This window comes from Streptomyces sp. NPDC002825 (assembly GCF_040295385.1).
In the GTDB taxonomy this organism is placed as follows: Bacteria; Actinomycetota; Actinomycetes; order Streptomycetales; family Streptomycetaceae; genus Streptomyces.
In genome coordinates this window covers 126366-151225 of sequence record NZ_JBEOVH010000011.1, presented here as the reverse complement: position 1 = coordinate 151225, position 24860 = coordinate 126366, and the positions used below count along the sequence as shown (strand labels likewise).

Sequence of the window (24860 nt, the reverse complement as noted above, 5' to 3'; positions counted from 1 at the left end):
ACCGGACGGGCCGGCCCAGCCGGGGCGCGGCCGCGAGACCGGGGGCGTGCTCCGCCTGCGAGACCCCGAGAGTGCGGCAAGGCGCCGCACGAACCCTCTCGCCGCAGCGCGCAGGAGCGGCAGGGCCACCCGCACCACCTGCCCAAGAGGCGAGTATTCCGGGGGCTGCGGACGACCCGCCCTCCCCTGCGGGAAGACGCCGGTCAGGGCATGTCGCCGGTGTAGTGGAAGCGGCAGACGATCCCCGGGCCCGGTCCGCGCGGATCACCGGCACGCGGCCCGTACAGCGCGCGGCCGCCAGGCCACTTCGACAACTCGGTGGCCAGGGCGACACCGTCTTCGACCTCCTCAGCCCGCCGGCCGTGGATGTCCAGCAGCAGACCGTCCAACGGGCCGCCGACGAGCTCGGCGTAGGTCCGGTCCGGCCGCGGGCCCGGGTCGGGATCATCGTGGTCACGGCCGTAGACCCGGCCGCGCAGCAGCTGCTCGTCACCATCCATACCGGCCAGCCTCCCAGGCACCACCGACAGCCGCAGGGGCGCCGGGCGCGGACCTCCAGCGCACCGGGAGGATGAGGCTCAAAGCCGCCCCCTTTGATCTTGTTCGGACCAAGCGGCCCACCTGATCTTCCGAAGCATCAGGCGCACCTGCCTCTGCGTGTAGTGCGGCAGGGCGCTGTACGTCCCGTAGCAGAGCTGTCCGTCCGTCGTCGTGTCCGGCTCTTCCTGGAGCCGGTCGAGTAGCCGTGCGGTGGTTGGGGCTCGTCGGAAACGGCCGTGCCCTCGGTTTGCGTGACCTGCCCGGCGCGGGGAGGGCATGGACCGGATGCGGGATCATGGCCGCTCGTGGAAATGGCAGGCCGGCGAACGGGACGGGAATGGGCGTCAGCGAACTGGTGCGCGCCGAGCTGGCGCGGCACGACTGGACCGCGCTGAGCTGCGCCTGCGGTGACTCGGCAGAGCATGTGCCGCTGTTGTTCGAGACGCTTCTGACCGCTGAGAGTCCCCACGACGCGTTCGGCTACGGCCTTTCCGGACATGTCGAGGACAGCTGCTTCATCGCCGAGTGCACCGGGCCGGCGATCGGTGTCATCCTCGCGGCGCTGGCCGGTGAGGTCTCGCCAGCGGTCCGCAGCGAGTTCCTGGAGACGCTGCTGAGTGCGGCCTACGGCTCGGGTTACGACGATGCGTCGCCGACGGCGCGCGCGCATGACGAGTACCGTGCGATGGTCCAGGAGGGCTTCTGGCTGCTCATGCAGGCCGGTCTCACCGGTAGCGCGCAGGACGCCGAGACGATGGCCGACCTCTGCGAGTACTACGACCTCGGCGATCACAAGTCGGCGCACTACCAGGCCCTGCTGCGAGAGCGCGTACGGGCAAAGACCAAACGCCGAGCGGCGCGCCGACAGCAAGGCAGGGCGCCGGTTTTGGAGCGGGACGGGGATTCGTAGAAGACGAAACGAGACCCGGCCGTGCATGACTCCCTTGATCGTTTTCACTCGGTTTCCGTTTCCTTCACCCCTGCCAGAGCTGTGGCCGAAAGTGACACCGGCAGTCACGGCGTCGAAATCCCGGCGAGAAAGCCGGCGAACGAGCTGACCAGGGCGGGAGCCTCCTGCCCGGCCCGGCAGATCCACTCCAGCCGCATGCCGCCGGGTCCAGCAAGCCGCGAAAGTACCTGGCCAGGTCACATGCCCGGACCATGCCCCGGCCGGCGATCCTGACATTTCCCCCTTCCCGGTCCGTGAGCGTTACACGCCGACGCACGATCCACGAGGTGACAGATGCCGGGCGGGGCAGGATGAGCGCCTCGGCGCGGACCGGCTCCACGGCGAGACCTCCGTACGCCGGGACCCGATCCCCGCACCCTCACCCCGCTCCGTCATCTGCGGGCCGTACGTCACCGCCCCTCGAACAGGGCCGAGAGCCCAGAGTCCGTTGACGCGGACGGCACCTGGCACACATGTATCGATCTGATCCGGGTGGCTGAGGCCGACCGTCGCCAGGGCCTCGGCGCCACGCTCGCGCAGGCTCTCGCCGACGACGTCGGCTGCCAGGTCACCGGGCGTGTCGTGCTCCAGCCCGATCAGCACGGCCGGCCTGCCTCTCACACGCCGACTGTCGCCCGCGGGCATCCGGGCCAGCTGGCACCCGCACACATGGGCTCCGGCAAAGCCCGGCGGGCGGGCGCCTGTCGCCGACTCTGCCCCGTGCGCAGCTGACCTGCCTCCGCTCGTGGGCGTACTCACGCTCGGACGGCAGCACCCAGTCCGGTACTGCCGGGCCTGCTTGGCAGCGCGGTCGAGCCAGCCACGGGGCCAACCGCGGTGCGACCGCCCCAGCGCCGGACGCCAGACTTCCGATCACAGCTTCCTGGAACCAGCCATCGGGCAGGTCCACGTCGTCGCACACGACGATCCGGAGCACTCCTTTGCTGAGCCGTACAGCCGTACGACGACGTCGAGGAGCTCCAACCCGGCGCCAGCCCGCCGCTCGCCCTGCCAGCTCCACCGCCCCCGGCACCCCCGCCGAACTACCGCCAGATCCTGACCGAGGACTCTCCCAGCCCAGCACCTCGCGCCCGCGGCGAGTACCCGCCCCTCGCCTCTCAGCCCCGCCATCCACCAGGAAAAACAGCCAGAGAGCCTCCCACAACGCCCCCCCCGCACCCGACCCCAGAACCCTCGTGAGCCCAACACCCCCCAGCAGACCGACCGGCCCAAACAGCCAGATGGGCGCACCACGGGCAGGGAACAAAACCGCGCCCCCTCCTTGGGCAGCGACAACAGGCTTTTCCCACCCCTCCTCTCCCTCCTCGGGGGTCACCGACTCCTCACCCGGCACCGGCTGAGGCCGGCACGCGCCGCCCGAGATCCCATGGCAGAGCCCCGTGTCTGCCTTCCTTCACAAGACGCCGGGGCGCGTTAACGCCTTCGATTGGGCCAGGCGTTGCTCTACAAGCTCCCACGGAGCCTTGACACCTCCCGTCCCGCCCTCCGCGAGGGCCGGAGTCCGGGCGCACCGGCTCGGGTGGTGAACGGGCCGCCCCGCCAGCCGACATCGACGCCGCCGGCTCGGTCAGGCCCGCCTCGGTCGACACGGGCGGGAAGCCCGGCAGGGCCGCCGTCCTGGTCACCGCCGTGGTCGCCGGTGCCGGCTCCAGCGGTAGGCCCCGCGCTGTGCCCGGGGGGCGGGGACAGCAGGTTTCAGAGGGTGCCAAAGCACCGGCCGCCGGTGAACAGGCGCGCGGTCACCCCGTGTTCCCCGCAGAGACTCCGGACCTCCGGTGCACTCGAGGTCGCCAGAAGGCGGCCTCAGCCGCGACAGCCTGCACGGTCCCCTCGACCGTGCCGGCGGTCCAGGCATCAGCCAACGGGTTCTTGGCCAGTCTCCAGTCAAGGGGCCACCAGTAGGCGTGGGCGCCCCAGGACCGCAAATCCGCGAACTCGACAGAGTCGTCTTCCTCGTCCAGCGCGGCGAAGCCATGCGCGAGCAGTGTGCCGCGCTGCCGGAGCGCGGGCCGCGCGTCGCGCGGCCCGGGCGAGCAGGTCCGGCGCTAACGTCAAACGCCATGACGGAGCCCCTCTTCTACATCGACCGCTCGGACATTCTCGACGGCAGCGTCGAGGACGTCAGGGTCAGGATGCGCGATCTGGCCGCGTTCGCCAAGGAGCGTGAGCCGCAGCTGATCGCCTACCACTTCTACATCGACGAGACCGAATCGACGATGAGCGTCATCGCCGTCCATCCCGACACGGCGTCGATGGAGCTCCACCTGGAGATCGGCGGGCCGAAGTTCCGCAGCTTCGGTCCGTTCATCCGGATGAGGTCCATCGACCTGTACGGCACACCGAGCCCGGCAGTGGTGAACCAGCTCCGCCAGAAAGCCGAGATGCTCGGCGGTGCCCCCGTCACGGTCCACACCATCCAAGCCGGCTTCAGCCGCCTGAACGGCTGAAACCCCACAACATGACCCCGCACAGCTAGCCGAACGGGACCACAGCGGTCACACAGCATTATCTGTCCGCCCGCCGTAGTCCCGAGCGCCCCCGGCTGCGCGCGGTATGCGGCAATCCATGGTGGGACGGTGGCGCCCCAGAACCCCTGACAGCCGGCCACGCGCCGTGAGACCGTCCGCAGGTGACCGACGCCGCTGGTGGAGAAACAACCTCGGGGCGACCGGACGACCGCGCCGCGTCCGTCCTCGCTGCGCTTCGCAACCGAGCTCGTCGCCCGGGTGGCCACCCCCTGGGCCCTGGCCGGCCACCCGCGGCCGCTTGCCGCCCTGTCCGTCGTTGTCCTGATCGGTCTTCCCACTCTCTTCCCCACCTGGGGGGGGGACAAGGCCAACGTGATCAATGCGGTGCCCGCCTGGGCCACGATCCTGCTGCTGCTCCAACTCACCGCAGCTGTGATCCCCTCATGGCTCGCCGCCCGCCTGGACAGCGGTCCCCGTAACCGTGCTCACCACCAGCACCCTTCTCACCGAACACCGGCGCTGGCAACGACTGACCGCAAACCTCAACAACTGAAGGGCTCATCCGCCGACTGAAGCACTCGGCGTGCGACCCGAGCTGGCCTGGTCGCCGAGGCTGGTTCGGTATGTCCGGGGCGGTCAGGGCTTTGCCAGGGCAGTTCGCAGAGCGTCGAGGGCGGCAGCGCGGAAAGCGGTCATCGATGGTGCTTTGCCGTCGAGCAAGGCATCAGCGCCGTGGTACATGCCCGGTTCGAGCCGCAGCTCGCATGCGACGCCGGCCTCGTTCAGGCGTCGGGCGTAGTCGACGTCTTCGTCGTGGAACAGGTCGAGGTCGCCCACGCCGATCCACGCGGGCGGCAGCCCGTCGAGGTTCCTCCGCCTTGCCGCCGCAATGTAGGGGCGATCGTCGCGGTCCTGTGGCGGGCCGCCGAGGTAGGAGGTCCAGGCGAAGCGGTTGGAGTCCGGGGTCCACGTATAGACGGCGCTGTTGGGAGGGTCGACGCGTAGAGCCGTGCGGTCGTCGAGCATGGGGTAGACGAGGAGTTGGAAGCGGACCGGCACTCCTGAATCGTGGGCGCGCTGGACCACGGCGGCGGCTAGTCCGCCTCCGGCGCTTTCGCCGCCGACGGCGATGCGGGTGGGATCGATGCCGAGGGCGGCGGCACTGGCGTGAAGCCAGCGGAGCGCACCGAAGCAGTCGTCCAAAGCTGCGGGGTACGGATTTTCGGGTGCGAGGCGGTAGTCGACGCTGACGACCAGAGCGCCGAGTTCGTCGGCGACGCGGCTGCACCAGGTGTTCTCCTGCCGTGCGGCACCCATGACGGTTCCTCCGCCGTGGATCCAGAGCAGCGCTGCGTGCGGCGCTTGGCCTGATGCCCGGTAGGTGAGCACCTCGACGGGGAGGTCGTCGGTTGTGGCCGGCAGCGTGCGCCGCTCGATGCGGACGCCGGGCCTTGAGGCGGCTCCCGCCAAGGGCACGACGCGGCGAGCGATGGCCAGAGTGACCGGGTTGCCGAAGTTCAGCGGGAGGTAGAGCAGGGGGTGCCGCAGCTCGCGGGGGACTGCCGCCAGAGCGCGGCGACGCGTGCTGATCGCCGCGGCAGCGCCGAGGGTCGCTGCGGCGCCCAGTCCGCCGAGAACGCGTCGGAGTGTCATGTACTGCACACCTTTCGTTCGGTGTCGCGGCCTTCGGCAGTCGGCCGCCGTTTCCAGGTCGGACAGTGGTTGCCGGCAGATCTCGGGACATCCGCAGCGGATCCTCGGTGACCTGGTCGGCCACCTCTGCGTCGTCGCGTTCGGGGCCGTCGCGCAGGAGTCGGCCGAGACGGAGCGCCGTGCCCACGGCAAGGGCTTCCACTTGACAGGACCACCATATCGGCAACAGTGTATCCATTATGAGTACGTGGTCTGAGCCCCAGCCCGATTCCCGGTTCGTCGAGCTGGACGGCCTGCGGATCCACTACAAGCGCGGCGGGCACGGCCCGGCACTCGTGCTGCTGCACGGCAGTGCCTCATCCCTGCAGCACTTCGACCGCGTGACGGATCTGCTGTCGGATTCGTTCGACGTCATCCGCCCCGACCTGCCGGCGTTCGGGCTGACGGGCCCGCGTAAGGACCGTGACTACCGCATCCCGGCGTACGCCGCGACGGTGGCGGGCTTCCTGGAGGCGCTGGGCGTGCCGCGCTACGCGGTGGCCGGCAATTCCCTGGGCGGCAACATCGCCTGGAACGTCGCGCTGGATCATCCGGAGCGGCTGACCGGCCTGGTGCTGGTCAACGCCACCGGCTACCCGGAGAAGGCGGTGCCCGCGGGGATGCGCCTGGCGCGCAACCCGCTGGTGCGGCCGCTGCTGAGGCGGGTGATGCCGCGCGGTGCCATCGAGCGCAACCTGCGCGAGGCCGTCGGGCCGCATGCACGGATCGTGGACGACGCCATGGTGGACCGCGCCCATCAGCTCATGAGCCGCCCCGGTAACCGCTCGGCCTTCGTCGACTTCTGCAACACCGACCAGCCGGACCGCAGCGCGCGGATCCCCCGCATCACAGTGCCCACGCTGGTGCTGCGCAGCGCTGGCATCGACGGCCAGCACTTCGCCCGCGACATCCCCGGCACCCAGGAGCTCGTCCACCCCCACGGCGGACATCTGCTGCCGGAGGAGGAACCGCAGTGGGTCGCGGACGCGATCGCGAAGTTCCTCGGCTCCTGCGCCGGCACGACCTGAGGGCAAGGAGGCCCGTTCCATGAAGTACTTCGTCGCCCCGGGCGAGGACCGCAAGCTCACCGCCGACTCGCGCAAGGCGCTGCGCGGCAGTTTCATCGAGCTGTCCGACGGCGTCACCCACTACGAGCTGACGGGGCCCGAGGACGGGGACGTGGTCCTGATAGCGGGCGGTCTGACCATCCCGCTGTTCTACTGGGACGGCCTCGTCAGCGAGCTGCACGCCCGCGGGCTGCGGACCCTGACCTGCAGCGCCTACGGCCGCGGCTACTCCGACCGGGTACAGGCACGGTACGACGAGACGCTGTTCACCCGGCAGCTGGCCGAGCTGACGGACCGGCTCGGCCTGACGGCGCGGCCTCTGCACCTGGTCGGCACCTCCATGGGCGCGCTGGTCAGCATGACGTACGCGGCCCAGTACCGCTCGTCGGTGTCCACGCTCACCCTCGTCGGACCCGCCGGGCTCGCGAAACCGCGGTCGGCCTCCCCCGACCGGCTGCTGCGCAGCGACCTGCTGGCCGGAGTGGTCGCCCGCCGTCGCGGCCTCCAGCTGCTCCAGGGACACCTCGGGCACAACGTCCGCGACCCCGGGCTCGGCGCGGAACTGACCGAGATGGTCCTCGACACCCTCCGCTTCGAGGGCTCGCTGTACGCGGTCTTCGACACCCTGCAGCACCTGCCCGTCACCGGCCGCGACGACCTCTTCCGGCAGACGGGGGCGCTGGGCATTCCGATGCTGCTGCTGTGGGGCGACGCGGACACCGTCACACCGCCGACGCACTTCGACACAGCGCGCGCCCTGCTGAAGCCCCAGAAACATCACATCATTCCTAAATGCGGGCACATGGCCCCATTCGAACGGCCGCGCGACGTCGCCGACCAGCTCGTCCCGTTCGTGTCCGCACGCACCGAAAGGCTCGACCCATGAACAACCACCCGCAGGCCATCGACGTACTGATCATCGGTGCCGGCCCCTCGGGCTCCGCCTTGGCGATCGACCTCGTACGCCGCGGACTCGACGTCCGGATCGTCGACAGGTCCCCCCACGCTTTCGACGGCTCGCGCGCCAAGGGCATCCAGCCCCGCAGCCTCGAAGTCCTCGAAGACCTCGGCGCTCTCGACGACGTACTGGCCGGCGGAGACACCTATCCCAAGCTCGGGCTCCATGCCGGACCCCTCAGCGTGCCGTGGAAGATGTTCCCCCACAAAGAGGCGACCCCGGACGTCCCGTACCCGAACACCTGGCTGATCCCGCAGTTCCGCACGGACCGCGCCCTGCACGCCCGGCTCGGTGAGCTCGGCCGCGAGGTCGAGTTCGGCAAGGAGCTGACCGAGCTGACGCAGAACGAGGACACGGTGCTCGCCAAGGTGGTGGGCGCGGACGGGGCCGAGGAGATCGTCGCCCGCTATGCCGTGGGGGCCGACGGCGGCTCCAGTGCGGTGCGCAAGCAGCTCGGCATCGGTTTCCTCGGGACGACGGACGAGTCCGACCGCGTGCTGATCGTGGACGCCTCCGTCAGCGGCCTGGCCCGCAACCGGTGGCACATGTGGCCCGGCCTCGGCGGAAAGCTCATCGCCGCCTGCCCGCTCCCCGACAGCGACGTGTTCCAGTGGATGATCCGGCTCACGCCCGACGAGGAGCCGCCCCAGGAGATCGGCGCCGTCATCGGCCGGATCCACTCCCACACCCGCAACCGGCACATCCAGCTGCACGAGATCCACTGGAAGTCCGTGTTCCGGCCCAACATCCGTCTTGCGGAGCACTACGGCCGCGGACGTGTCTTCCTCGTCGGCGACGCCGCGCACGTCCACACCCCGGCCGGTGCCCAGGGCTTGAACACCGGTATCCAGGACGGCTACAACCTCGGCTGGAAGCTCGGCCAGGTCCTCGCCGGAGCCGACCCGGACCTGCTTGCCACCTACGAAACCGAGCGGCAGCCGATCGCCGCCGGCGTCCTGGGCCTGTCCACGGAGAAGTGGGGCGGCATCGCCAAGCTCGATCCCTCCAGCATGAAGCGCGGCAAGGACGAGCAGCAGCTCTCCCTGACCTACTACGGCGGCCCGCTCGCCCCCGCCGACGGCGACGGCAGCGACACCGGCGCGCTGCGCGTGGGTGACCGCGCCCCGGACGCCCGACTGCTCGGCGCCGACGGCGCCGATACCCGCCTGTTCAACCTCTTCCAGGGACCGCACTTCACCGCCATCGCCTACGGCCCCGGCGCCGCCCGGGACCTCGAACTCCTCGACTGGCCGACGACGGGCGCCCCACTGAAGCGGTTGACCGTCGGCCCGACCGCGGGCGACGGCCGCGCCTTCTCCGACCCCGAGAACACGCTGCGCAGTGCCTACGGCCTGACCGGCGACACTCTGCTGCTGATCCGTCCCGACGGCTACATCGGGCACATCGCCACCCGGGATCTCCTCACCACCACACAGGCCGCCGTGCGGGCAATGACGCCGCAGACAAGGAGCCGCACCATGTCCCAGCCGAGCCACACCCACCCCGGTCCGCGGGCCACGGGATGAGCCGCATACTGCTGCGCGGGGCGCAGGTCATCCCGATGACGCCCCACCGGCCGGACGCCGAGCATGTCGACATCCTCTCGACGGCGAGACCATGGCAGCCGTCGGCGACGTCATCGATGCGCCCGACGCCGAGGCCGTCGACTTCTCCGGCCGCGTCGTCACCGGCCAGCCCGCGCTGAACAGGCGTTGCGCGACGCCCTGGAGCACATGCCAAACTCGCGCCCGCCACCGTGTGCGCGGTGCTTGTCGCCTCATACCTCGCGGCCTCGTTCGCCTGAAGCGCCGCGGATCAAGTCCACGCCTCCACGGATGGGCCCCTCCGGCAGTTTCGCCCTGAAAGCAATGCTGCCCCGCGCTGTGACTTCACACGCCGACGGCCTCAGATTCGCATCGTCCTGGCTGGTCAGGCGTCGTCGCGCAGGTGGGCAAGCCCGCTGAGAAGAAGTTCGAGCCCGAAGGAGAACTCCTCCTCGATCGGAACGGGCATCGACCCGGCAACGGTGACCGTTGCCGGGAACAAGGCCGGATCGACGCTCTGGAAGACGGCGGACACTTGCGCATCGTCAAGTTGCCCGCCGCCGCCATGACCGCTGACCTGTATGGCGAATCCGAGGACGTAGCGGGCGAGGGTGGCAAAGCCGTGCGCGGCCAGCCGCGGCGGGAAGCCGCTGTCGAGCAGCGCCGCGAGACAGTGCTCCCGCAGCGCCATGGCGTTCGGCCCCAGGGGGATCTCGTCGGCCATCAGGCGCGCCGCGTTCCGGTGCCGGGCCAGGGCCTCGAACATGGTGTGCGCGACCGTCCGCAGCGCTTGCTGCCAGCCCATCGCGCGGAGTTCGTCGCCGTTCAGTTCCACGGCGCCGAACATGCGGTCCACGACATGGGCCACCAGTGCCGTCCGGTTGTCGAAATGCCGGTACAGCGTCGCCGTGCCCGAGCCCAGGCGCTGGGCCAGCGTCCGCATCGAGAGAGCGTCGGCCCCTTCGTCGTCCACGATCTGCAGCGCGGTGGAGACGATGCGCTCCAGCGGCACGGGCGGACGCCCCGGGCGCCGAGCCGATGCCGGGGTCGCTCGCGCAGGATCAGCTGCTGCCACTGAAACATCCACCTCCTCGGCCAGCACCATAACAGCAACACCGTATCCACTATGGAGACCGCCGGTTGAACACCGAGCGGCGGCGCCCCCGTCGATCCGACCATCGATGACCGCTCCCACGGAGTTCGACGGCGGGCAGGTGAACGCCAAGGACTGATGCTCCAAGAGCGAGGTCCCGCGGATCCGTAAGGACCCGGCCGGTCAGCTCACCGCAGTCCCGGCCGCCCTTTGAAACGTGTCCGTTCTCGTACGTGCACCTGGACGCGACCTACTGCAAAACCCGTATCGAGCACCACAGATCGGCGACCACCACCTCGGGCAGGCCAAGGCCATCCGCAAGGTCATGATCGGCGCGGCCCACCAGCTCAGCAGCGTCCACGACTGCGAACCCCAGCCGCCGTGCCCGGCAGCGGACAGCCCAGCGCGTCAAGATCCGCCAAGGCGATTCGGTGACAACCACCGCGCCATGGTGGCAACCATCGCGCTTCCGCACAGTGAGACGCACACGCAGTGGCCGGCTCGTCTCCGGATCAGTACTCCACGTCGAGGTAGTCGATGTCGTTCAGAGTCACGTCCGACAGCCCCCCAGCGCGCCGGCCGCCGTCCTGGAAATAGACCTCCTTGAACCCCTCCGCGACGATCTGCCTCATCTGCTGCTCGCCCACACCCTGTTCACGAGCCTCGAACAGACGCTGTGCGAAGGCCGGAGGGAGATGGACGGTGAGACGGCGGAAACGGCCGTCGTCGCTCGTGCCCGGCCCGGCCGTGTAGCCGAAACGAGCACGGGTCTCCACAGTGATCCCGCCCGTTGCCGCCGCATGCCTGCGCCGACGCCCACGGACACGAGGCTGCCACCGGGCCCGCACCGCCGCGTCGATCCGTGCCGCGACATCCCCGGGTGGATGCTTGCGGGCACCGCGCCGGTACCTGTTGACGGAGTCGGCGGTGACGCCGATCTCCTGGCCGATCTCCTTCGCGCTCAGATACTTGAGCAAGAAGTTGATCCGACCCTGAAGCGTCATGGGCGGCTCCTTGGTGACATGCTCGCGATCGGCCCGCTCCAGGGCATCGTCAATCTGTCCCACAGGGCGTCAGTTCCCTTCCACAGATGAGGTCTGAACCATCACGGCCAGCACAGCCGAGTTCACCCCGCACAGAGACGCCGGAGCAGCGGCTCGGCTCGCAGCATGAAGCCGGGCCATGGCTGTGCACGGAGCAGTGCCCCGCTTCCACGCGCGCTTTCCGGTGGTCGTGTGCACGAAACCACTTGACCCGGGCCAGGGCACTGAGGCACGACTACTCGCCCTCGTCGAATACGGCGTCGCCGCCCTTGATGTGGCGGGCGGGGTTGTAGCCCTGTTCCATCAGGTCGACCGCCCATGTCATGGGCTGCGCACCCTCCAGCTTCGCCCGGCCCGGTGTGGAGCCGAGGCGGAAGGCACCAGGAATCGGCTTGCCCGACTCGGCGTAGGGGAGGAAGTCGAGCGGGCTGGCGCTCGCGGCGGGGTAGACGACACAGTCGGAAAGGACCGCGAGCGGGTACATGCCGGTGAACTTGGCCATGTTGGCAAGCTTGCGGTGCATGTTGACCCTGGTCTTGGAGATGATCGCGTTGCGGATCCAGGGCGCCCAGGTCGGCCGCTGCATCGCCGGCCACTCCTCGCCGTCCTTGTAGCCCGCGCCCTGGGGTCCCTCGAAGAGCTTGCCGATGCCGCCCTTCACCGTCGCCTTGATAGCCGCAAGTACGGCGGCCATTGCCGGGTCGACCTGCTTGTGGACCTCCATCGCCGCGAGGAACTCCGCGTCGGTGAGGTCGGGGGTGACGCCGAGATCGGCCAGGGTCTGGGCGTAGGCGGTCTTGAGCCGGTCGTGCCACGGGTCGAGGTAGGCACCGCTCTCGCGGCGCAGGTACGCCTCCAGGATCTCGACGTCGTAGCCGAGTTCCTGGGCGTAGGCGACGGTGTGTGTCTGGTACCAGGCCGGTCCTGTGGGCCGCTGGCCGGTCGGCGTGAACGGCGACGGAAGACGCGGGTCCAGGTCGATGTGGGAAAGGTCGACGAGCCAGGAGCCGGGAACTTTAGGGTAGAACTTCGGGCGCACGAAATGATCAGGTTCGGACAGGCCGACCATCAGGCGGGCGGTGGAGGCGAGGAAGGCGGTGTTGAGGTCGAGGCCGACCGCGTACGGCAGCGCAGCCTCATCACCGGTGAGCAGGTCGATGTCGCGAACCCACTGGTACGCCTCTTCGTTGACGAAGCCGCCCGTCCAGCCGGAGTTCACGACGACCGGGTGCTCGGGGCGGGCTTCCGGCGGTGCCGGTGGCAGCGGCTCGGTCCCGAGGCTTCCGGCGTGGTGGCCGCGGGTCCAGTTGCCGGTCTCCTCCTCGCGCACCGGGCGGGTCGGCGGGCGCAGCGCGGTCATCAGCTCCAGGCCGCAGACGGCCGTGGATCCGCGGGGGGTGATGACGCGCTGTGCGTAGATTCCAAGGACGCGGGCGATGTCGGCCGGGTGCATCTCCGCCTCGGTGACACCGGGCCAGGAGCGGGAGTCGAGAGCGTCCCAGGGCAGGATCGCGAGCTGGACGCACTGGCGGTCGCGTCCCTGGGCCTTGCGGTAGATACGGGGCCAGGGGCCGAAGCCGCGCTGGGTCAGCTGCCACTTGGCCTTCGTCACCTGTCTGACGACCGGATGGTCCGGGGGCAGGCGCAGGCCGCGCCGGTCTTCCAGGCGTTCGGGCAGAGCGAACTTCGCAGCCGCCGTCGCGGTCAGGACGACGAGGGGGTCGGAATCCGTCCCGTAGCGGTGGAGCCTCGGTGCCCCGAGGCCGGACTGGCCCAGGGTCCACTCGACCAGGTCCACGATCGAGGTCGCCGGGCAGTCCAGCACAATCCCGCCGACGCCGTACGCCGCCCCGTCACCGTCCAGGACAGCGAGCGGCCCGCTCGGGAAACGGGAGTCGAACACAGCCGCGGCGGTCTTCTTTGCAGCGGCTGCGGGCGCGGGGGCCGCGGCCGGCTGGGCGGGGCGGGCGGACCGGAGGGCTGGTGCGCAGGCCGGCACGTGGCGGGGGGTGTGGGCGGGCGCCGCTTGGGGGTGTGTGGTGCCGGCTGGAGATGCGGCGTGCAGCGTATGCGGGGTGGTGGGAACGGGGTGGCGCTGAGCCAGACCCTCGAGGAGGCGGCGGTAGGCCGGGAGGCGTTCGGGTTTCGGCTCGGCACGGCCTTCCTCCCACGCCTGAATGCTGGCGATGCGCACACCGAGGGCCTGCGCCACCGCGGCCTGGGTCAGGCCGGCCGCTTCACGCAGCCGGATCCGTTCCGCCGGGGCCGGCAGGACATGGCCGGCTTCGACGGCGGCGAGGAGGGCGTCGACGGCGGCAAGCGGGTCGGAAGGCTGGTTGCTCATGGGGAAAGGGGTGTCTCCTGCCTCTTCTTACCGAATGCCCTGACGGATCTCTTCGAGACGGGTCACCAGCCGCTGATAGCGCTGAGACGCGGCCTGCGACGATCTCATCCCCTGATGGCGCGCAATCTCCCGCCACTCCATCCCGCGACGGCGGGCCTCGATGACGACCTGCGTCTCCAGCCGGTCGAGCGCGGTACGCAAGTCCTCGAACAGCCCCAGAGCCGCAGCAACGTCCTCGTCGGGGACCGTGTGCTGCCCTGCCGTACCGGTAGGGGCCGCGTGCGCCAGCAGCCCCTCCAAAAGGGCCACGTCATGCTGCAGGCTCTTACCGAGAGCACCTTCGGCCGACGGAAAAGACACGGCGGTATCGCTGGCAGGAGCGCGGTCCGTGAAGGCGGATTTCCTGCGGGGGGCGGGTGTCCCTGTGCCGTCCGACATGACACCACCCTATCCCACGAACCAAAGAAACAACGTTCCGTTGTTTCGTTGCCGGTGGGGTCGAGCGGGGCAGAACTGCCTACGGAGGGGGCCGACAGGAAGCAGACGAGCGTCCGATCTGGCGTTCGAACCAAAGGCGGCTCCAAGGCGTTGGACGGCGTCAGCGGCGTTTCGCGCGCGTGGTGTCGACACGCGTGAAATCCTCGGGCTTCCCGTCCATGAGCAGGCTGCGGGATCCACGAGTGGCGCGACCATGGACGGAAATCCTGTCCTCCAATGTCGTCCTGGCTGTCGTGCCATCGCGCAACCGCCCGGCCGGCGCCTGCCACTAGGCCGGCGAGCTGAAGGGAAGGGTGGTCCACCGAACGGCCGCGGACCAGGCTCTGAAGGTGGCTCTGCTTGATCAGGCCTTGTACCAGCCCCACAGCTGTCGCCCCGCGTTCCAGGACATCGAGTTTGTCGTCGGTCAGCAGCCGTTGACCGTCCGCGAGGACCTGGAACTTGCCGCCGTAGCGCAGCGATGCGTGGTAAATGACCGCCGACACGGCGGTGATGAGCGGATCAGTGTAGTCGTCCAGCAATGCGTGCACTCGGGTCGGCGGGGCCTCGGCCGGACGTTCACGGACGAAGGTTTCGGCTGGGGGCGGGTTTCTCCAAGCAGTACAACGCGAAGTACCCCGAGGCGGTCAAGAAGATCGTGGACGATGAGGGTGAGCTGCTGGCGTTCTACGACCTCCCCGCCGAGCACTGGATTCATCGGCGGACCACGAAGCCCATCGAGTCGAGGTTCGCCACCGTGCGGCTGCGGACCAAGGTGACGAAGGGGGCGGTAGCCGGGCCGCCCGGCTGGCTTTTCAAGCTGGTCGAGTCAGCCCAGGACTGTTGGCGGGCTGTGAACGCACCCCACCTCGTCGCGCTGGTCCGTGCCGGGGCCCGCTTCGAACGCGGCCACCTCGTTGAACGCTCCGAGACCCTCTCGGCATGAGCAGTCTCAGCCGATCCGCAGAAGCCGGGAGGTCTCAGGCACTCGCGCACCGCATGTGCCGGTGGCCATCGCGGGGAAGGAGGGCGGTGCCGCGGGCAGGAGGGTGTGGAAGTCGTAGTGGCTCTTCTGTGCAGCCCGGCACGTTGCCAGGTTGTCCACCTGGTGGAGGAGTTCGAGACGCTCCATCCCGTCCGCGAAGGTGTCGAAGCCCAGTTGGTCAGTGCCTGCAGAGCACGGGAGGCCACTCCCCGCCCGCGGGCATGCGCCGGGTACTGCGATGCGACGCGACATCGGTTGAGGCCTACAGGAGACTGAGCTTCTTCGAGGTGGCCACCGATCAGGCGACCGTTCAGGAGCGCAACGAGCGAGGCACCCGAGCTGTTGATGGAGACGTCTGACGTCTCAACCACGCTGCTCTGGAGCCTCGTTGGTCATCCATCCTGCCTGAAGGTGCCGTTCCGGTGCGGCCTGGCCCATATCCTGCCTGGCTCGCTTACCCGTGCCCTGGCTGGGCGGGTGCCGTTGAAGACGGGGTGGACCATGACACCGATCCCGTGACCGGCGCCCTGGTGGCACCTACTCCGATGAGCCGCCTCGCTCTGCTCACCGCCACCGAAGCGCGCGAGACGGTCGAGTTGCTCCCGGTCCTGGAACGGCTCGACCCGGACGGACGCGGCCAGGGGGCCGGGCAGCTCGCCGCCGACCTCGCCCGCCGCCTGCCCGCCTTCACGGCGTGGTTGTGCGGTCGAACGCCGTGATGCGCAGTTTCACATTGGCGGTCTCAAGGGTCGTAGGGGAGCCGCCGATGGACTTCTCTCCTGGCCGCACACCAACGGCGAGCTCTGTGCCCTTGGCGACGCGGACACCATGGGCATCAACGGCTTCCCACCCCCACCTATAGTTCGCCTTCGCCGAAGTGCTGTTGACGACCGTCCACACGACCCAGATGCGGTCGGCCCCGAACGCCCTTGAATCATCGATCTCGAAGCTCTTAAGGTCCGCTCGCTCGTTACCCGGCTTCGGTGACGGCGTTACCGACCTCGTCTGCTCCGTGGCGGGAGCAGGGGTGGTCGGAGCCGACGCCGGGCTCTCCTGTGTCCGTACGGGATTGACGCCTTCGACTCCGGAAGCACAGGCGACCCCGCCGAATACGAACGCGCCGATAGTGAGAGCGACAAGCAATCCATGGCGGCCATTCACGAATAGCCGATACGACTTGATTTCGGTGTCGACGTCCCGAACATGCCATACGTACCCGACCGTCCTCAGAGACTTGGCCCTTGCTGTTCGGTGGACTTCCTGGCCCGTTTGGACCGCGAGGAGTGCGGTTCGCCAGGCGTGAGGCACCAGGCCCCGGCTTCCTGGCCGCAGTCGGGACAGGTCACGTCGTACGCCCGCCACGTGGTCCGGACCGCCACGTGCTTTTTCTGCTGCTCTTGGAGTTCGTTGATGACGGTCCGCAGCCGATCGGCGTGCGGTACTTGCCGTACGCGGCCGGCACGTGGCCCGTCGTTCACCACGCACTGCTGGCCGCAGTCCGCCGCGCACCGGGGGCACGGCCTCGTCGTCCAGTACGCCCGACCGACCTGGCGGTGCAGCGGCACACCTTCTTGCTGCCTGAGCGGCATGGTCGACCGGGGCGGGAAAGGCAGGTATCGCAGGCGTGTGCTCCACAGCTCGAGCTGAGCCTTCCGGTCTTCCCCGATCCTGCCGGCCCCGGTGGCTGCCCGGAGCAGCGCCTCGAGCCTGGACTTCAGGAACCATGGGTCCTCGTTCGCCGGGAGGCAGCTGATGTCCGCGAGGAGGGTGTCCAGGCGCGCGAACGTGGCCGCCTCGACTGCGGTCAGGTAGGCGGCCGCGCGGATCGTGTGTTCTTCCTCCTCGGTCCGGCCGTCCCGGGTGGCCGTCTTGCTTTCCGTCAGGAGCGTTTTGACGCTCCTGGTCATCTGATCGGCCATGGCCTGGTTCAGGCGGGCGAACAGCTCCCGACGGGCCTCCGTCTCCTTCTTCGCCCAGAGGAGCGCGTTGCGCCGGGCGGCGTCCAGCTGGCGCTGGAGCTGCGGGCTCACCCCGGCCAGCTCGTCGATCTCGCGGCACACCTCTTGCGCCAGGTCGGTGTACTCGGTCCGGCGGGCGTAGAGCAGTCGGCGCATCAGCTCGTGCGCCTGCACGTCCCGCGCTGGTTCTTTCTGCTTCCTGCCTGGCGTCCACAGGGCGGAAGGGGGCGCGGTCGTCGAGTTCTGCCTGCACCTTGCCGCGACTCTCGTCACGCTCCGCATGCTCATCCGACGCTCGACGAGCCGCTACCACTGGACGGCCGCCCACCACCCGACGCCTCAAGTGATCCACCTGCCGTCGGTCCTAATCGAGTGCGAGAGTCCCGGTCCGGGTGATACAAGGTCCGCGTGACTGATCATCTCCACTTCCCCACCCTGCTGCGGATGATTGACGAGCGTTCCGCCGCGTTCCGCGCCGCCGTCGCAGCGGCCCCCAGCCTCGACGCCGACGTCCCGTCCTGCCCGGGCTGGACGCTGTACGACCTGGCCAACCACCTCAGTGAGGGGGACCGCTTCTGGGCATACATCGTGCTCAACACCGCGCCGGGCGACGAACGGCCCAGCAAGGACGGGCTGGCGGCGCCCAAGGAGCGCGAGGAGCTCATAACCTGGCTGGCCGACTCGACGGAGCAGCTGCTCACTGCTCTGCGCGAGGCCGGCCCGGACCGGGGCTGCTGGGCCTGGTGGGAGCCGCTGGCCTCGCCGCACACGGTGGCCGCCGTGGCCCGCCGCCGCGTCCCGGAATCGCTGATCCACACCTACGACGCCCAGCTGGCCTCGGGTAACCCGCAGGAGCTGCCGACGACCGAGGCGGTCGACGCCATCGAGGAGTTCCTCGCCACCGTCTGCACCGTCACGGCCCCGTGGCCGGGCGAGCCCGCCACGATGGACTACCACGCAGCCGAGGCCGGCTCCTGGCGCCAGACGGTGGACGCCGCCGGCTCCCGCTTCACTCGCCTCACCGCGGCGGACGCCGCCGAGAGTAAGCCCACCGCCGCCATCTACGGCACGGCGAGCGAGATGGCCCTGCTCATGTACATGCGCATCCCGGCCGGCTCGCTGCGGATCGACGGCGACGCCGACCTGCTCCAGCAGCTGCAGGACTGGGGCTGAGGCCGACCGGCAGATGAATCTCTTTGGGGCGTCGGGTGGTGGGGCGGCCGTCCCAGCGGTAGCAGCTCGTCGAGCGTCGGATGAGCATGCGGAGCCTGACGAGAGCGGCGGCGAGGTAGAGGTGCAAGTCCACGACGCGTAGCCGGAGTCGTGGACCAGCGCGAGTACGGTGTACCCGAAGACGGTCCGGTCCGGCATCCGTCGCCGGTGGAAACAGCGGATGGCTCTTGGCGAATCCCTTCCACGCGGCAGCAGAACGGCGAAGTGGTCCCACAGGGGTTCCGAAGGGCATCTGGGACCGCAGGCACGAGCCCGCCGGGTGATCACAGAGCGTCAAAACTCCATGATCCCTCAGGGTCGTGCCTGCCTTGCGTTCGGGCCCGCCTGGGCTGCCCCACCCACCAGTTGCCGCTCGGTCTTGGGTGGGCCAGGGAAGTCATCGCCTGGCGGCCGCCGGCGCTCAGTCGCCGGGTGCCGATCTGTCGTCGCAACAGCCCGGTGCGGAAGTGGACAGATGCAGCCCGGATGGGTGGGCAATGACTCCGGGTTCCAGGCAGCGAAGTTGATCTTGGCCGACAACCCATCTACCTGAGGTTTCGTTGCCCACCACCGCAACCACTCGATTGCGCAACCAGGTCGGCAGGGGCTCACTGACGAAACCGGCAGCTGTTCGTCCAGGCGCCGGGACAGATCTCCGGTAGCGCCCGCTACGCACCGGGGGGCGTGCCCGCGTCGCTGTGCGGACGGGTGTCTGAGCGGCGGTTGCTTGCCGCAGCCGGGGCATCCGTCTGCCGGTTGGTCAGAACTTGGAGTATGACCGCGCCGACGCACAGCAGCGCGCTCAGTGCCCAGATCGTCAGATAGGCGGCAAGCGCCGGGAGGTCGGTGTCCCCGACGACCAGGGAGCCGAGGACGACGGCCGAGCCCGCGCCCGCGAGGCTGCCCCCCAGGGTCTTGAGGTTGTTGTAGACGGCCGTCGCACTGGCCGTGCGGTCCGGGGTGCTGCGCTCCGCGATCAGCGTGGGCAGGCCGCCCAGGGCCAGGCCCATACCGAAGCCGGAAACGGCCGATGCCAGGACGAACAGCACCAGCGTGGTGTGGCCGGCGATCAGCCCCACGTTGCCGGCCGCCATCAGCGCGAAGGCGAGCAGCAGGACGCGACGGTAGCCAGTACGGGCCGCCACTCGGGCCACCAGGCTCGCCCCCGCGAAGGACAGGACGTAGGGCACCCCGCCCCACGCGCTGATCTCCCAGGTGGTGAGCCCGAAGCCGTAGCCCTCGTCGGCCGTCGAGGCGGCCATGTACGAGATGCCGACCGCCTGCCCGCCCAGCATCACGGCGCCGAACGCGAAGGCGGACACGTAATACGGCGCGGACCGGGGGTGGGCCACCGCCCGGACGTCGACCAGAGCGTGCGGCCGGCCTTGTTCGAGCCGCACCCACCAGGCCAGCAGCGACAGGCACAGAACGAGGCCGCCCAGGGTGAGCGGCGAGGTCCAGCCCCACGCCTGGCCGCGCGCCGTCGTGCCGAGGAACAGCACCAGCGCCAGGCCGAGCAGGAGCGCTCCTGCCCAGTCCATCCGGCCGGGCGCGCGCGTTCGGGACTCGGGGATCGCGCAGTATGAGAGGGCCACACAGGCGCAGGCGATCGCGGCGAGGACGCAGAGCGTCGCCTGGACGCCCCCGGTGAGTTCGAGCAGGGGGCCGGCCAGGCCGTGGCCGAGGAGCGAGCCGAAGGTGAGCGCGCCGACGAGAAGCGCCACCGCCCGCCGCGCGCCGGCCAGGTCGAGCCGGTCGCGTACGAGGCCGATCTCCAGCGGCAGCAGCGCCGCCAGCGGGCCCATGAGAGCGCGGCCCACCAGCAGTACCGTCAGATTCGGTGCGAAGGCCACGAGGACAGTGCCGGCCGCGATACAGACCAGCGCGGTCCGGACCAGTCGACGGTGCCCGTACAGATCGCCGAGGCGCCCGAACACCGGCACCCCCACCGCGGCGGCCAGGAACTGCACCGCCATGTACCACTGCGCCTGCGAGGCGCTGATGGACTGCCAGTCCTGCACGGCGGGCACCAGCGCCGGGCCCGAGCCCTGGAGGAAGCCGCTGACCAGCTCGAAGACGACCAGCAGACCCACGACGGCGGTGACCCGGGGCGCCGCCGCCTCCCGCGTCGCGGCGGGCGCTGTCATGCGGACGCCCCTGCGGCGAGCCGTCGCTGCGCGAGCTCGGCGAGGAGCGCCGCCTGGCGGTGGAGCACCCGGTCGTCGAACACGGCCCGCGGGGAGTGGTTCTGCGGCGCCTTCTCCACGTCCACGCCCTCGGGCGCCGCGCCGACCATCAGCATCGCGCCGGGCACCTCGTTCAGCACCAGGGAGAAGTCCTCCGAACCGCTGGCGGGCTGCGGGGCGTGCCACACCTCGCCCGCGCCGAACAGGTCGCGCGCCGTCTCCAGGGCGAACTCGGTCGCGGCCGGCTCGTTGACCGTGACCGGATAGAGCATCTGGTACTCCACGTCCGCCTCCAGGCCGTGCGCGGCCGCGATCCCGCGCACCAGACGCGGCAGCCCCTGGGCCAGCCGCTCGTGGTTGGCCTGCGAGTAGCTGCGTACGGTCGCCTCGAACTCGGCCTTGTCCGGGATGACGTTGTGCTGCGTACCGGCGTGCAACCGTCCGACGGTCACCACCACCGGGTCGAAGACGTCGAAGGTGCGCGTCACCCAGTTCTGCAGCGCGGTCACCATCTCGCAGACCGCGGGCACCGGGTCCTTGGCATGGTGCGGAGCCGAACCGTGCCCTCCCTCACCGCGTACCGTCACCCGCAGGACGTCGGACGCCGTCATGACAGTGCCGGGCCGGGACGCGACCCAGCCGCCCGGCAGCCGGTTGGCCGACACATGCAGTGCGAAGGCCGCATCGAGCGGCTTGCCCGCCGCGTCCAGAACACCCTCGTCGATCATCGCGCCCGCGCCGTTGTGTCCCTCCTCACCCGGCTGGAACATGAACACCACATCGCCCCGGAGGCTCTCCCTGCGGTCCGCGAGCAGCATCGCCGCGCCGACGAGTCCGGCGGTGTGCAGATCGTGCCCGCAGCCGTGCATCCGGCCCGGCACCCTGGAGGCGTACTCCACCCCGGTGAGTTCATCCACCGGCAGAGCGTCCATGTCACCCCGCAGCAGGACCGCCCCACCGGGCCGGCCACCCCGCAGCACGGCCGTGACGGAAGTCAGGGCCCGGCCGAGCGTGATCTCGAGCGGAAGACCCTCGAGCGCGGCAAGGACCTTCTCCTGCGTACGCGGCAGCCGGAGACCGAGCTCCGGCTCGCGGTGGAGCGAGCGGCGCAGCCGCACGAGATCGGGCTGGAGCTCCCGGGCACGTTCCAGTACAGACATGCGGTGTCGACCTCCTGGTATGGTTCCGGCTTTCGGTGGGGCAAGGCTGAAGTACTCACCAGCCCACCGGCTCTGAATCGCAGGAAAAACGCGAGGCGGTATCGCATGACGCAGCATTCCGGACACGGTGCGGTACGGGCGCTCGACGACGTCGACCAGGCCCTCGTTCACGCACTGCAGATCGCCCCACGGGCCGGATGGAACGAGATCGGCGCCGTACTCGGCCTCGACGCCGTCACCGTGGCACGACGCTGGCAGCGGCTCACCGAGGCCGGCGCCGCCTGGATCAGCTGCTCCCCCTCACCCGCCCTCGCCTCCGCCGGACAAGGACTGCTCGCCTTCGTCGAAGTCGACTGCGCCGGCGGCAGCCTGCTGACCGTCGCCCACTCCCTCGCCCAGCTCCCCCACGTCACAGCCGTCGAACACGTCAGCGGAGACCGCGACCTGCTGCTCACCGTCATGGCACCGGACCTCGCGGCACTCACCCACTGGATGACCCGCGGCATCGGCGCCATGCCCGGCGTCACCGCCAGCCGCACCCACCTCGCCAGCACCGTCTACACAGAAGGCAGCCGCTGGCGGCTGCGCGCCCTCGACCGGACCCAGATCAACCGCCTCACCGACACCCACACCGCCCGAACCGGGGCACCCGTCTTCCCGCTCACCGACCTGGACCACGCCCTGGTCGCCGCCCTCTCCATGAACGGCCGCGCCACCTACCGCGCACTCGCCGACACCTGCGGGGCGAGCCCCGACACCGTCCGCCGACGAGTCGGCCGCCTCTTCGCCGCCGGCATGCTCCACACCCGCTGCGAGGTCGCACGCCCCCTGTCCGAGTGGCCCGTCACCGTCATCCAATGGGGACGCGCCGCCGCGGGCGAACTGGAACGCGTCTCACGCGCAGTCACCGGAGCCCGCGAAGTACGCCTGTGCGCCGGCGTCACCGGCCGCAACAACATCCTCATCGTCGCCTGGGTGAAATCCCTCACCGACGTACAGCGCTTCGAGACACGCCTCACCCAACGCGTCCCCGGCCTGCACATCACCGACCGCGCCGTCGCACTATGGCCACTGAAGCTCAGCGGCCACCTCCTCGACGAACACGGCTACCGCACCGGCGGCATCCCTCTCGACGTCCGCACCACCGCGACAGACACCCCCACCTAGGTTGAGGCCGGAAGCCCGGCCCTCATGCCCGGCCGCAGGGCCAGGAGCCCGGCCACCCGCTCCGGCCGCCGGGGGTGTCTGCGGGCCCCGGCAGCCTCCGTCGGAGACCCAACCGCGAACACCCGGCCGTCAGCGCTGCCAGTCTCCGCCCACGCGAGCGGGCGGATGAAACGGTGGGCGGCCAAGAACGAGGTCGAGCTGTGCTTCGACCCGACCATCCCAACCACGCCGTCCAGACCGGGGTCCTGCACGCCTACCTGCGCTGGCGCAACAAGAACGCCCGTCACCCCGACGTCCTGCCCGCGCAGCGACGCGAACGCGCCCGCATCCGCATCCGCATCGAGAAAGCCATTCGCTGGGGCGGCAGACCACTACCAAGAGCGACCTGAGCAGGACGGAAGCAGCGCGACTTCACCCTGCGGGCAGCCCGGAAGTCAGGCTGCGACACACTGACGTGATGATCGACAACGCCTTCGTGATCGTCTCCGGTCTGCCGGCCAGCGGCAAGAGCACTCTGGCGCGCGGACTTGCCGCGGAACTCGGCCTACCGGTCATCGACAAAGACGTGATCCTGGAATCGCTTTACGACTCCCTCGGCGTCGGCGATCAGTCATGGCGCCACCGACTGAGCCGGGCCAGCGACGACATCCTGTTCGCGCTCGCTGCCGACGCCGGGCGAGCCGTCCTCGTGAACTGGTGGCATCGCGACACCGCCCCCGCCCGGCTCCGCCAGCTCGACGCCCAGCTGGTCGAGGTGTTCTGCGACTGCGATACCGGACTTGTCGCTGAACGGTTCCGGACACGCGAACGCCACCCAGGCCACCTCGACCAGGACCTCACCCTCAAGGAGATCAGTGACCGCCTCACCGTCTGGGCCACCCACCCAGGGCCGCTCGGACTGGGCGGGCACGCTCTGATCGTCGACACCGGCCGGCCCGTCGACATCACCACTCTCGCCGAAGAGGTCGACGCTCTCATCACCGGCACTCGACGATGAACTGACGGCGACACCACGACCCGAACGAGACAGCCAGACCCATCACTTCCCACCCCGGTGGACCTTCCCGGTCACAGCACTGGAGATGGACAAGGTCAACACTCACCGCACCCATCCTTGAAGGCGCGGAGAGCAGCCCACGGCGGACATCGCCGACGGCGACTTCCGGGGACCATCCCCGTAGGCGCAGGGAACAGCTGGCCGCCGGGCGTTCCCGGGACTTCAGAAAAGGACCATCCCCACGCAACCAGGGAGCAGGAGCGTGAGCGCTGCGAATCTGTTGCTGGACGGCCAGCCCCGTCGGGCGACCCCACCTGGAGGCCGGGGACCTCGTCGGTGAGTAGCAGGGTGAGGAAGCCGTAGTCCTTGTGGACGCCCACTCCCTGTCGTCCCCTTCCGGGGTTCGGCCCGGGTATCGGACCAGCTTCAGGTGGTGGCGCGGGTTGCCCGAGAAGGCGTCGTCGTAGAAGTCCTCGGGGCCGCCGACGGCGGCGAGCAGTTCGTGCAGCAGCCGGCGGGCGAGGGCGCTGAGGCGGTCCATCCACGCAAGCGTGACCTCGCGCAGTGCGGGCAGGGCGTCGGGCCACTGGTTGGGGCCCTCCAGACACCAGTACGGCGGCTCGCCGGGTCCCTGCATGCGGGCGGGCAGCTCGTTGCTGATGTCGACCTGGTCCCGCCAGTCGCGGCAGCCCCGAGGTCTGCTCGTTGCCGATCCTCGTGTAGCCGTGGAAGTGGGGTGAGTTGAGGTTGTCGATGGCGTGCCGGTCGGCCTGCGGAGAGCGAAGAACTCGCGGGCCGTGCTCAGCAGGCGGGTCTGCTCGGCGGGGGATGCCGTGGCCGACGAGCTGGAAGAAGCCGACGTCGCGGGCGGCCCGGTGGAGCTGGCCGCGGTCGGGTACGGAGAGGTCGATCACGGGGAGGGCTGTGCGCTTCGGCATGGAGGGCGTCCCTTGATGCTGGGCGGGTACGTGGAGTGGTCGGTTCAGCGCTGCTCCGCGC

The 24860-nt window shown here is 69.9% G+C and carries 20 protein-coding genes and 5 pseudogenes; 13 read left to right on the top strand and 12 right to left on the bottom strand.

Features of this window, described 5'->3' with window-relative positions; translation table 11 throughout:
* Positions 1-203 precede the first annotated feature (203 nt).
* The gene (locus ABT041_RS17065; RefSeq protein WP_351184735.1) at positions 204-500 is read right to left on the bottom strand and encodes a hypothetical protein; all 297 of its coding nucleotides are present in this window, start codon (positions 498-500) and stop codon (positions 204-206) included.
* A gap of 377 nt (positions 501-877) precedes the next feature.
* On the opposite strand from ABT041_RS17065, the gene ABT041_RS17060 reads away from it, so the two are divergent.
* From ABT041_RS17060 to ABT041_RS17050, 3 genes are all read left to right on the top strand, one after another.
* Entirely contained in the window at positions 878-1450 is a 573-nt protein-coding gene (locus tag ABT041_RS17060; RefSeq protein ID WP_351184733.1) for a hypothetical protein, read from the top strand.
* Between the two features lie 2120 nt (positions 1451-3570).
* The gene (locus ABT041_RS17055) at positions 3571-3957 is read left to right on the top strand and encodes a hypothetical protein (protein ID WP_351184731.1); all 387 of its coding nucleotides are present in this window, start codon (positions 3571-3573) and stop codon (positions 3955-3957) included.
* 198 nt (positions 3958-4155) lie between these two features.
* On the top strand, positions 4156-4551 hold the full coding sequence (locus ABT041_RS17050) for a hypothetical protein (RefSeq protein ID WP_351184729.1): 396 nt from the start codon (positions 4156-4158) through the stop codon (positions 4549-4551).
* Between the two features lie 63 nt (positions 4552-4614).
* Here ABT041_RS17050 and ABT041_RS17045 read toward each other — a convergent pair whose 3' ends face one another.
* Positions 4615-5631, bottom strand: a complete 1017-nt coding sequence (locus ABT041_RS17045) for an alpha/beta hydrolase (protein ID WP_351184727.1) — start codon at positions 5629-5631, stop codon at positions 4615-4617.
* 239 nt (positions 5632-5870) lie between these two features.
* Between ABT041_RS17045 and ABT041_RS17040 the strand changes: the two genes are divergently transcribed.
* From ABT041_RS17040 to ABT041_RS17030, 3 genes are read left to right on the top strand one after another with little or no spacing between them, the layout of a single operon-like run.
* Positions 5871-6698: an alpha/beta fold hydrolase gene (locus tag ABT041_RS17040; protein WP_351184725.1), complete on the top strand. Its 828-nt coding sequence runs from the start codon at positions 5871-5873 to the stop codon at positions 6696-6698.
* 19 nt (positions 6699-6717) lie between these two features.
* Positions 6718-7623 (top strand): alpha/beta fold hydrolase, encoded by a 906-nt coding sequence (locus ABT041_RS17035; RefSeq protein ID WP_351184723.1) that lies wholly within the window; start codon positions 6718-6720, stop codon positions 7621-7623.
* Positions 7620-9221, top strand: coding sequence for an FAD-dependent oxidoreductase (locus ABT041_RS17030; RefSeq protein ID WP_351184721.1), 1602 nt, complete (start codon positions 7620-7622; stop codon positions 9219-9221). The genes ABT041_RS17035 and ABT041_RS17030 overlap by 4 nt, the downstream gene beginning before the upstream one ends.
* Before the next feature lie 403 nt (positions 9222-9624).
* On the opposite strand, the gene ABT041_RS17025 is transcribed toward ABT041_RS17030, so the two are convergent.
* The 4 genes from ABT041_RS17025 to ABT041_RS17010 form a co-directional block, all read right to left on the bottom strand.
* The gene (locus ABT041_RS17025) at positions 9625-10251 is read right to left on the bottom strand and encodes a TetR/AcrR family transcriptional regulator (protein WP_351184719.1); all 627 of its coding nucleotides are present in this window, start codon (positions 10249-10251) and stop codon (positions 9625-9627) included.
* 593 nt (positions 10252-10844) lie between these two features.
* Entirely contained in the window at positions 10845-11399 is a 555-nt protein-coding gene (tpg, locus tag ABT041_RS17020) for a telomere-protecting terminal protein Tpg (RefSeq protein WP_351184717.1), read from the bottom strand.
* Between the two features lie 211 nt (positions 11400-11610).
* Positions 11611-13719 (bottom strand): telomere-associated protein Tap, encoded by a 2109-nt coding sequence (gene tap / locus ABT041_RS17015; RefSeq protein ID WP_351184715.1) that lies wholly within the window; start codon positions 13717-13719, stop codon positions 11611-11613.
* A gap of 27 nt (positions 13720-13746) precedes the next feature.
* A complete protein-coding gene (locus ABT041_RS17010) occupies positions 13747-14157 on the bottom strand; it encodes a hypothetical protein (RefSeq protein ID WP_351184713.1) in 411 nt (136 codons plus the stop codon).
* 649 nt (positions 14158-14806) lie between these two features.
* On the opposite strand from ABT041_RS17010, the pseudogene ABT041_RS17005 reads away from it, so the two are divergent.
* Positions 14807-15142 (top strand): annotated as a pseudogene (locus tag ABT041_RS17005) (transposase); the annotation flags it as partial.
* Positions 15143-15176: 34 nt separating this feature from the next.
* On the opposite strand, the pseudogene ABT041_RS17000 reads toward ABT041_RS17005, so the two are convergent.
* A pseudogene (locus tag ABT041_RS17000) lies at positions 15177-15408 on the bottom strand (GNAT family N-acetyltransferase); the annotation flags it as partial.
* A gap of 318 nt (positions 15409-15726) precedes the next feature.
* Here ABT041_RS17000 and ABT041_RS16995 point away from each other — a divergent pair.
* The gene (locus ABT041_RS16995) at positions 15727-15900 is read left to right on the top strand and encodes a hypothetical protein (RefSeq protein WP_351184711.1); all 174 of its coding nucleotides are present in this window, start codon (positions 15727-15729) and stop codon (positions 15898-15900) included.
* A 507-nt stretch (positions 15901-16407) separates the two neighbouring features.
* Here the strand turns inward: ABT041_RS16995 and ABT041_RS39050 are convergent.
* Positions 16408-16770 carry a zinc finger domain-containing protein gene (locus tag ABT041_RS39050; protein WP_502976510.1) on the bottom strand — a complete coding sequence of 121 codons (363 nt, stop codon included), beginning with the start codon at positions 16768-16770 and terminating at the stop codon, positions 16408-16410.
* 601 nt (positions 16771-17371) lie between these two features.
* On the opposite strand from ABT041_RS39050, the pseudogene ABT041_RS16985 reads away from it, so the two are divergent.
* Positions 17372-17486: pseudogene (locus tag ABT041_RS16985) on the top strand (IS5/IS1182 family transposase); the annotation flags it as partial.
* Positions 17487-17547: 61 nt separating this feature from the next.
* Positions 17548-18312, top strand: a complete 765-nt coding sequence (locus tag ABT041_RS16980) for a maleylpyruvate isomerase family mycothiol-dependent enzyme (RefSeq protein WP_351184707.1) — start codon at positions 17548-17550, stop codon at positions 18310-18312.
* Between the two features lie 22 nt (positions 18313-18334).
* Here ABT041_RS16980 and ABT041_RS16975 read toward each other — a convergent pair.
* The 3 genes and pseudogenes from ABT041_RS16975 to ABT041_RS16965 all read right to left on the bottom strand — a co-directional run.
* Positions 18335-18457 (bottom strand): annotated as a pseudogene (locus tag ABT041_RS16975) (IS5/IS1182 family transposase); the annotation flags it as partial.
* A 562-nt stretch (positions 18458-19019) separates the two neighbouring features.
* On the bottom strand, positions 19020-20498 hold the full coding sequence (locus ABT041_RS16970; protein WP_351184705.1) for an MFS transporter: 1479 nt from the start codon (positions 20496-20498) through the stop codon (positions 19020-19022).
* Positions 20495-21697: a M20 metallopeptidase family protein gene (locus ABT041_RS16965; protein ID WP_351184703.1), complete on the bottom strand. Its 1203-nt coding sequence runs from the start codon at positions 21695-21697 to the stop codon at positions 20495-20497. The genes ABT041_RS16970 and ABT041_RS16965 overlap by 4 nt, the downstream gene beginning before the upstream one ends.
* Positions 21698-21802: 105 nt before the next feature.
* Here ABT041_RS16965 and ABT041_RS16960 point away from each other — a divergent pair, with 105 nt between their 5' ends.
* From ABT041_RS16960 to ABT041_RS16950, 3 genes and pseudogenes are all read left to right on the top strand, one after another.
* Positions 21803-22864 (top strand): Lrp/AsnC family transcriptional regulator, encoded by a 1062-nt coding sequence (locus ABT041_RS16960; RefSeq protein ID WP_351184702.1) that lies wholly within the window; start codon positions 21803-21805, stop codon positions 22862-22864.
* 123 nt (positions 22865-22987) lie between these two features.
* Positions 22988-23253, top strand: a pseudogene (locus ABT041_RS16955) (IS630 family transposase); the annotation flags it as partial.
* 68 nt (positions 23254-23321) lie between these two features.
* Positions 23322-23861 (top strand): P-loop nucleotide/nucleoside kinase family protein, encoded by a 540-nt coding sequence (locus ABT041_RS16950; RefSeq protein ID WP_351184700.1) that lies wholly within the window; start codon positions 23322-23324, stop codon positions 23859-23861.
* 95 nt (positions 23862-23956) lie between these two features.
* On the opposite strand, the gene ABT041_RS16945 is transcribed toward ABT041_RS16950, so the two are convergent.
* On the bottom strand, positions 23957-24799 hold the full coding sequence (locus ABT041_RS16945) for a 2-oxoglutarate and iron-dependent oxygenase domain-containing protein (RefSeq protein WP_502976506.1): 843 nt from the start codon (positions 24797-24799) through the stop codon (positions 23957-23959).
* Positions 24800-24860 lie beyond the last annotated feature (61 nt).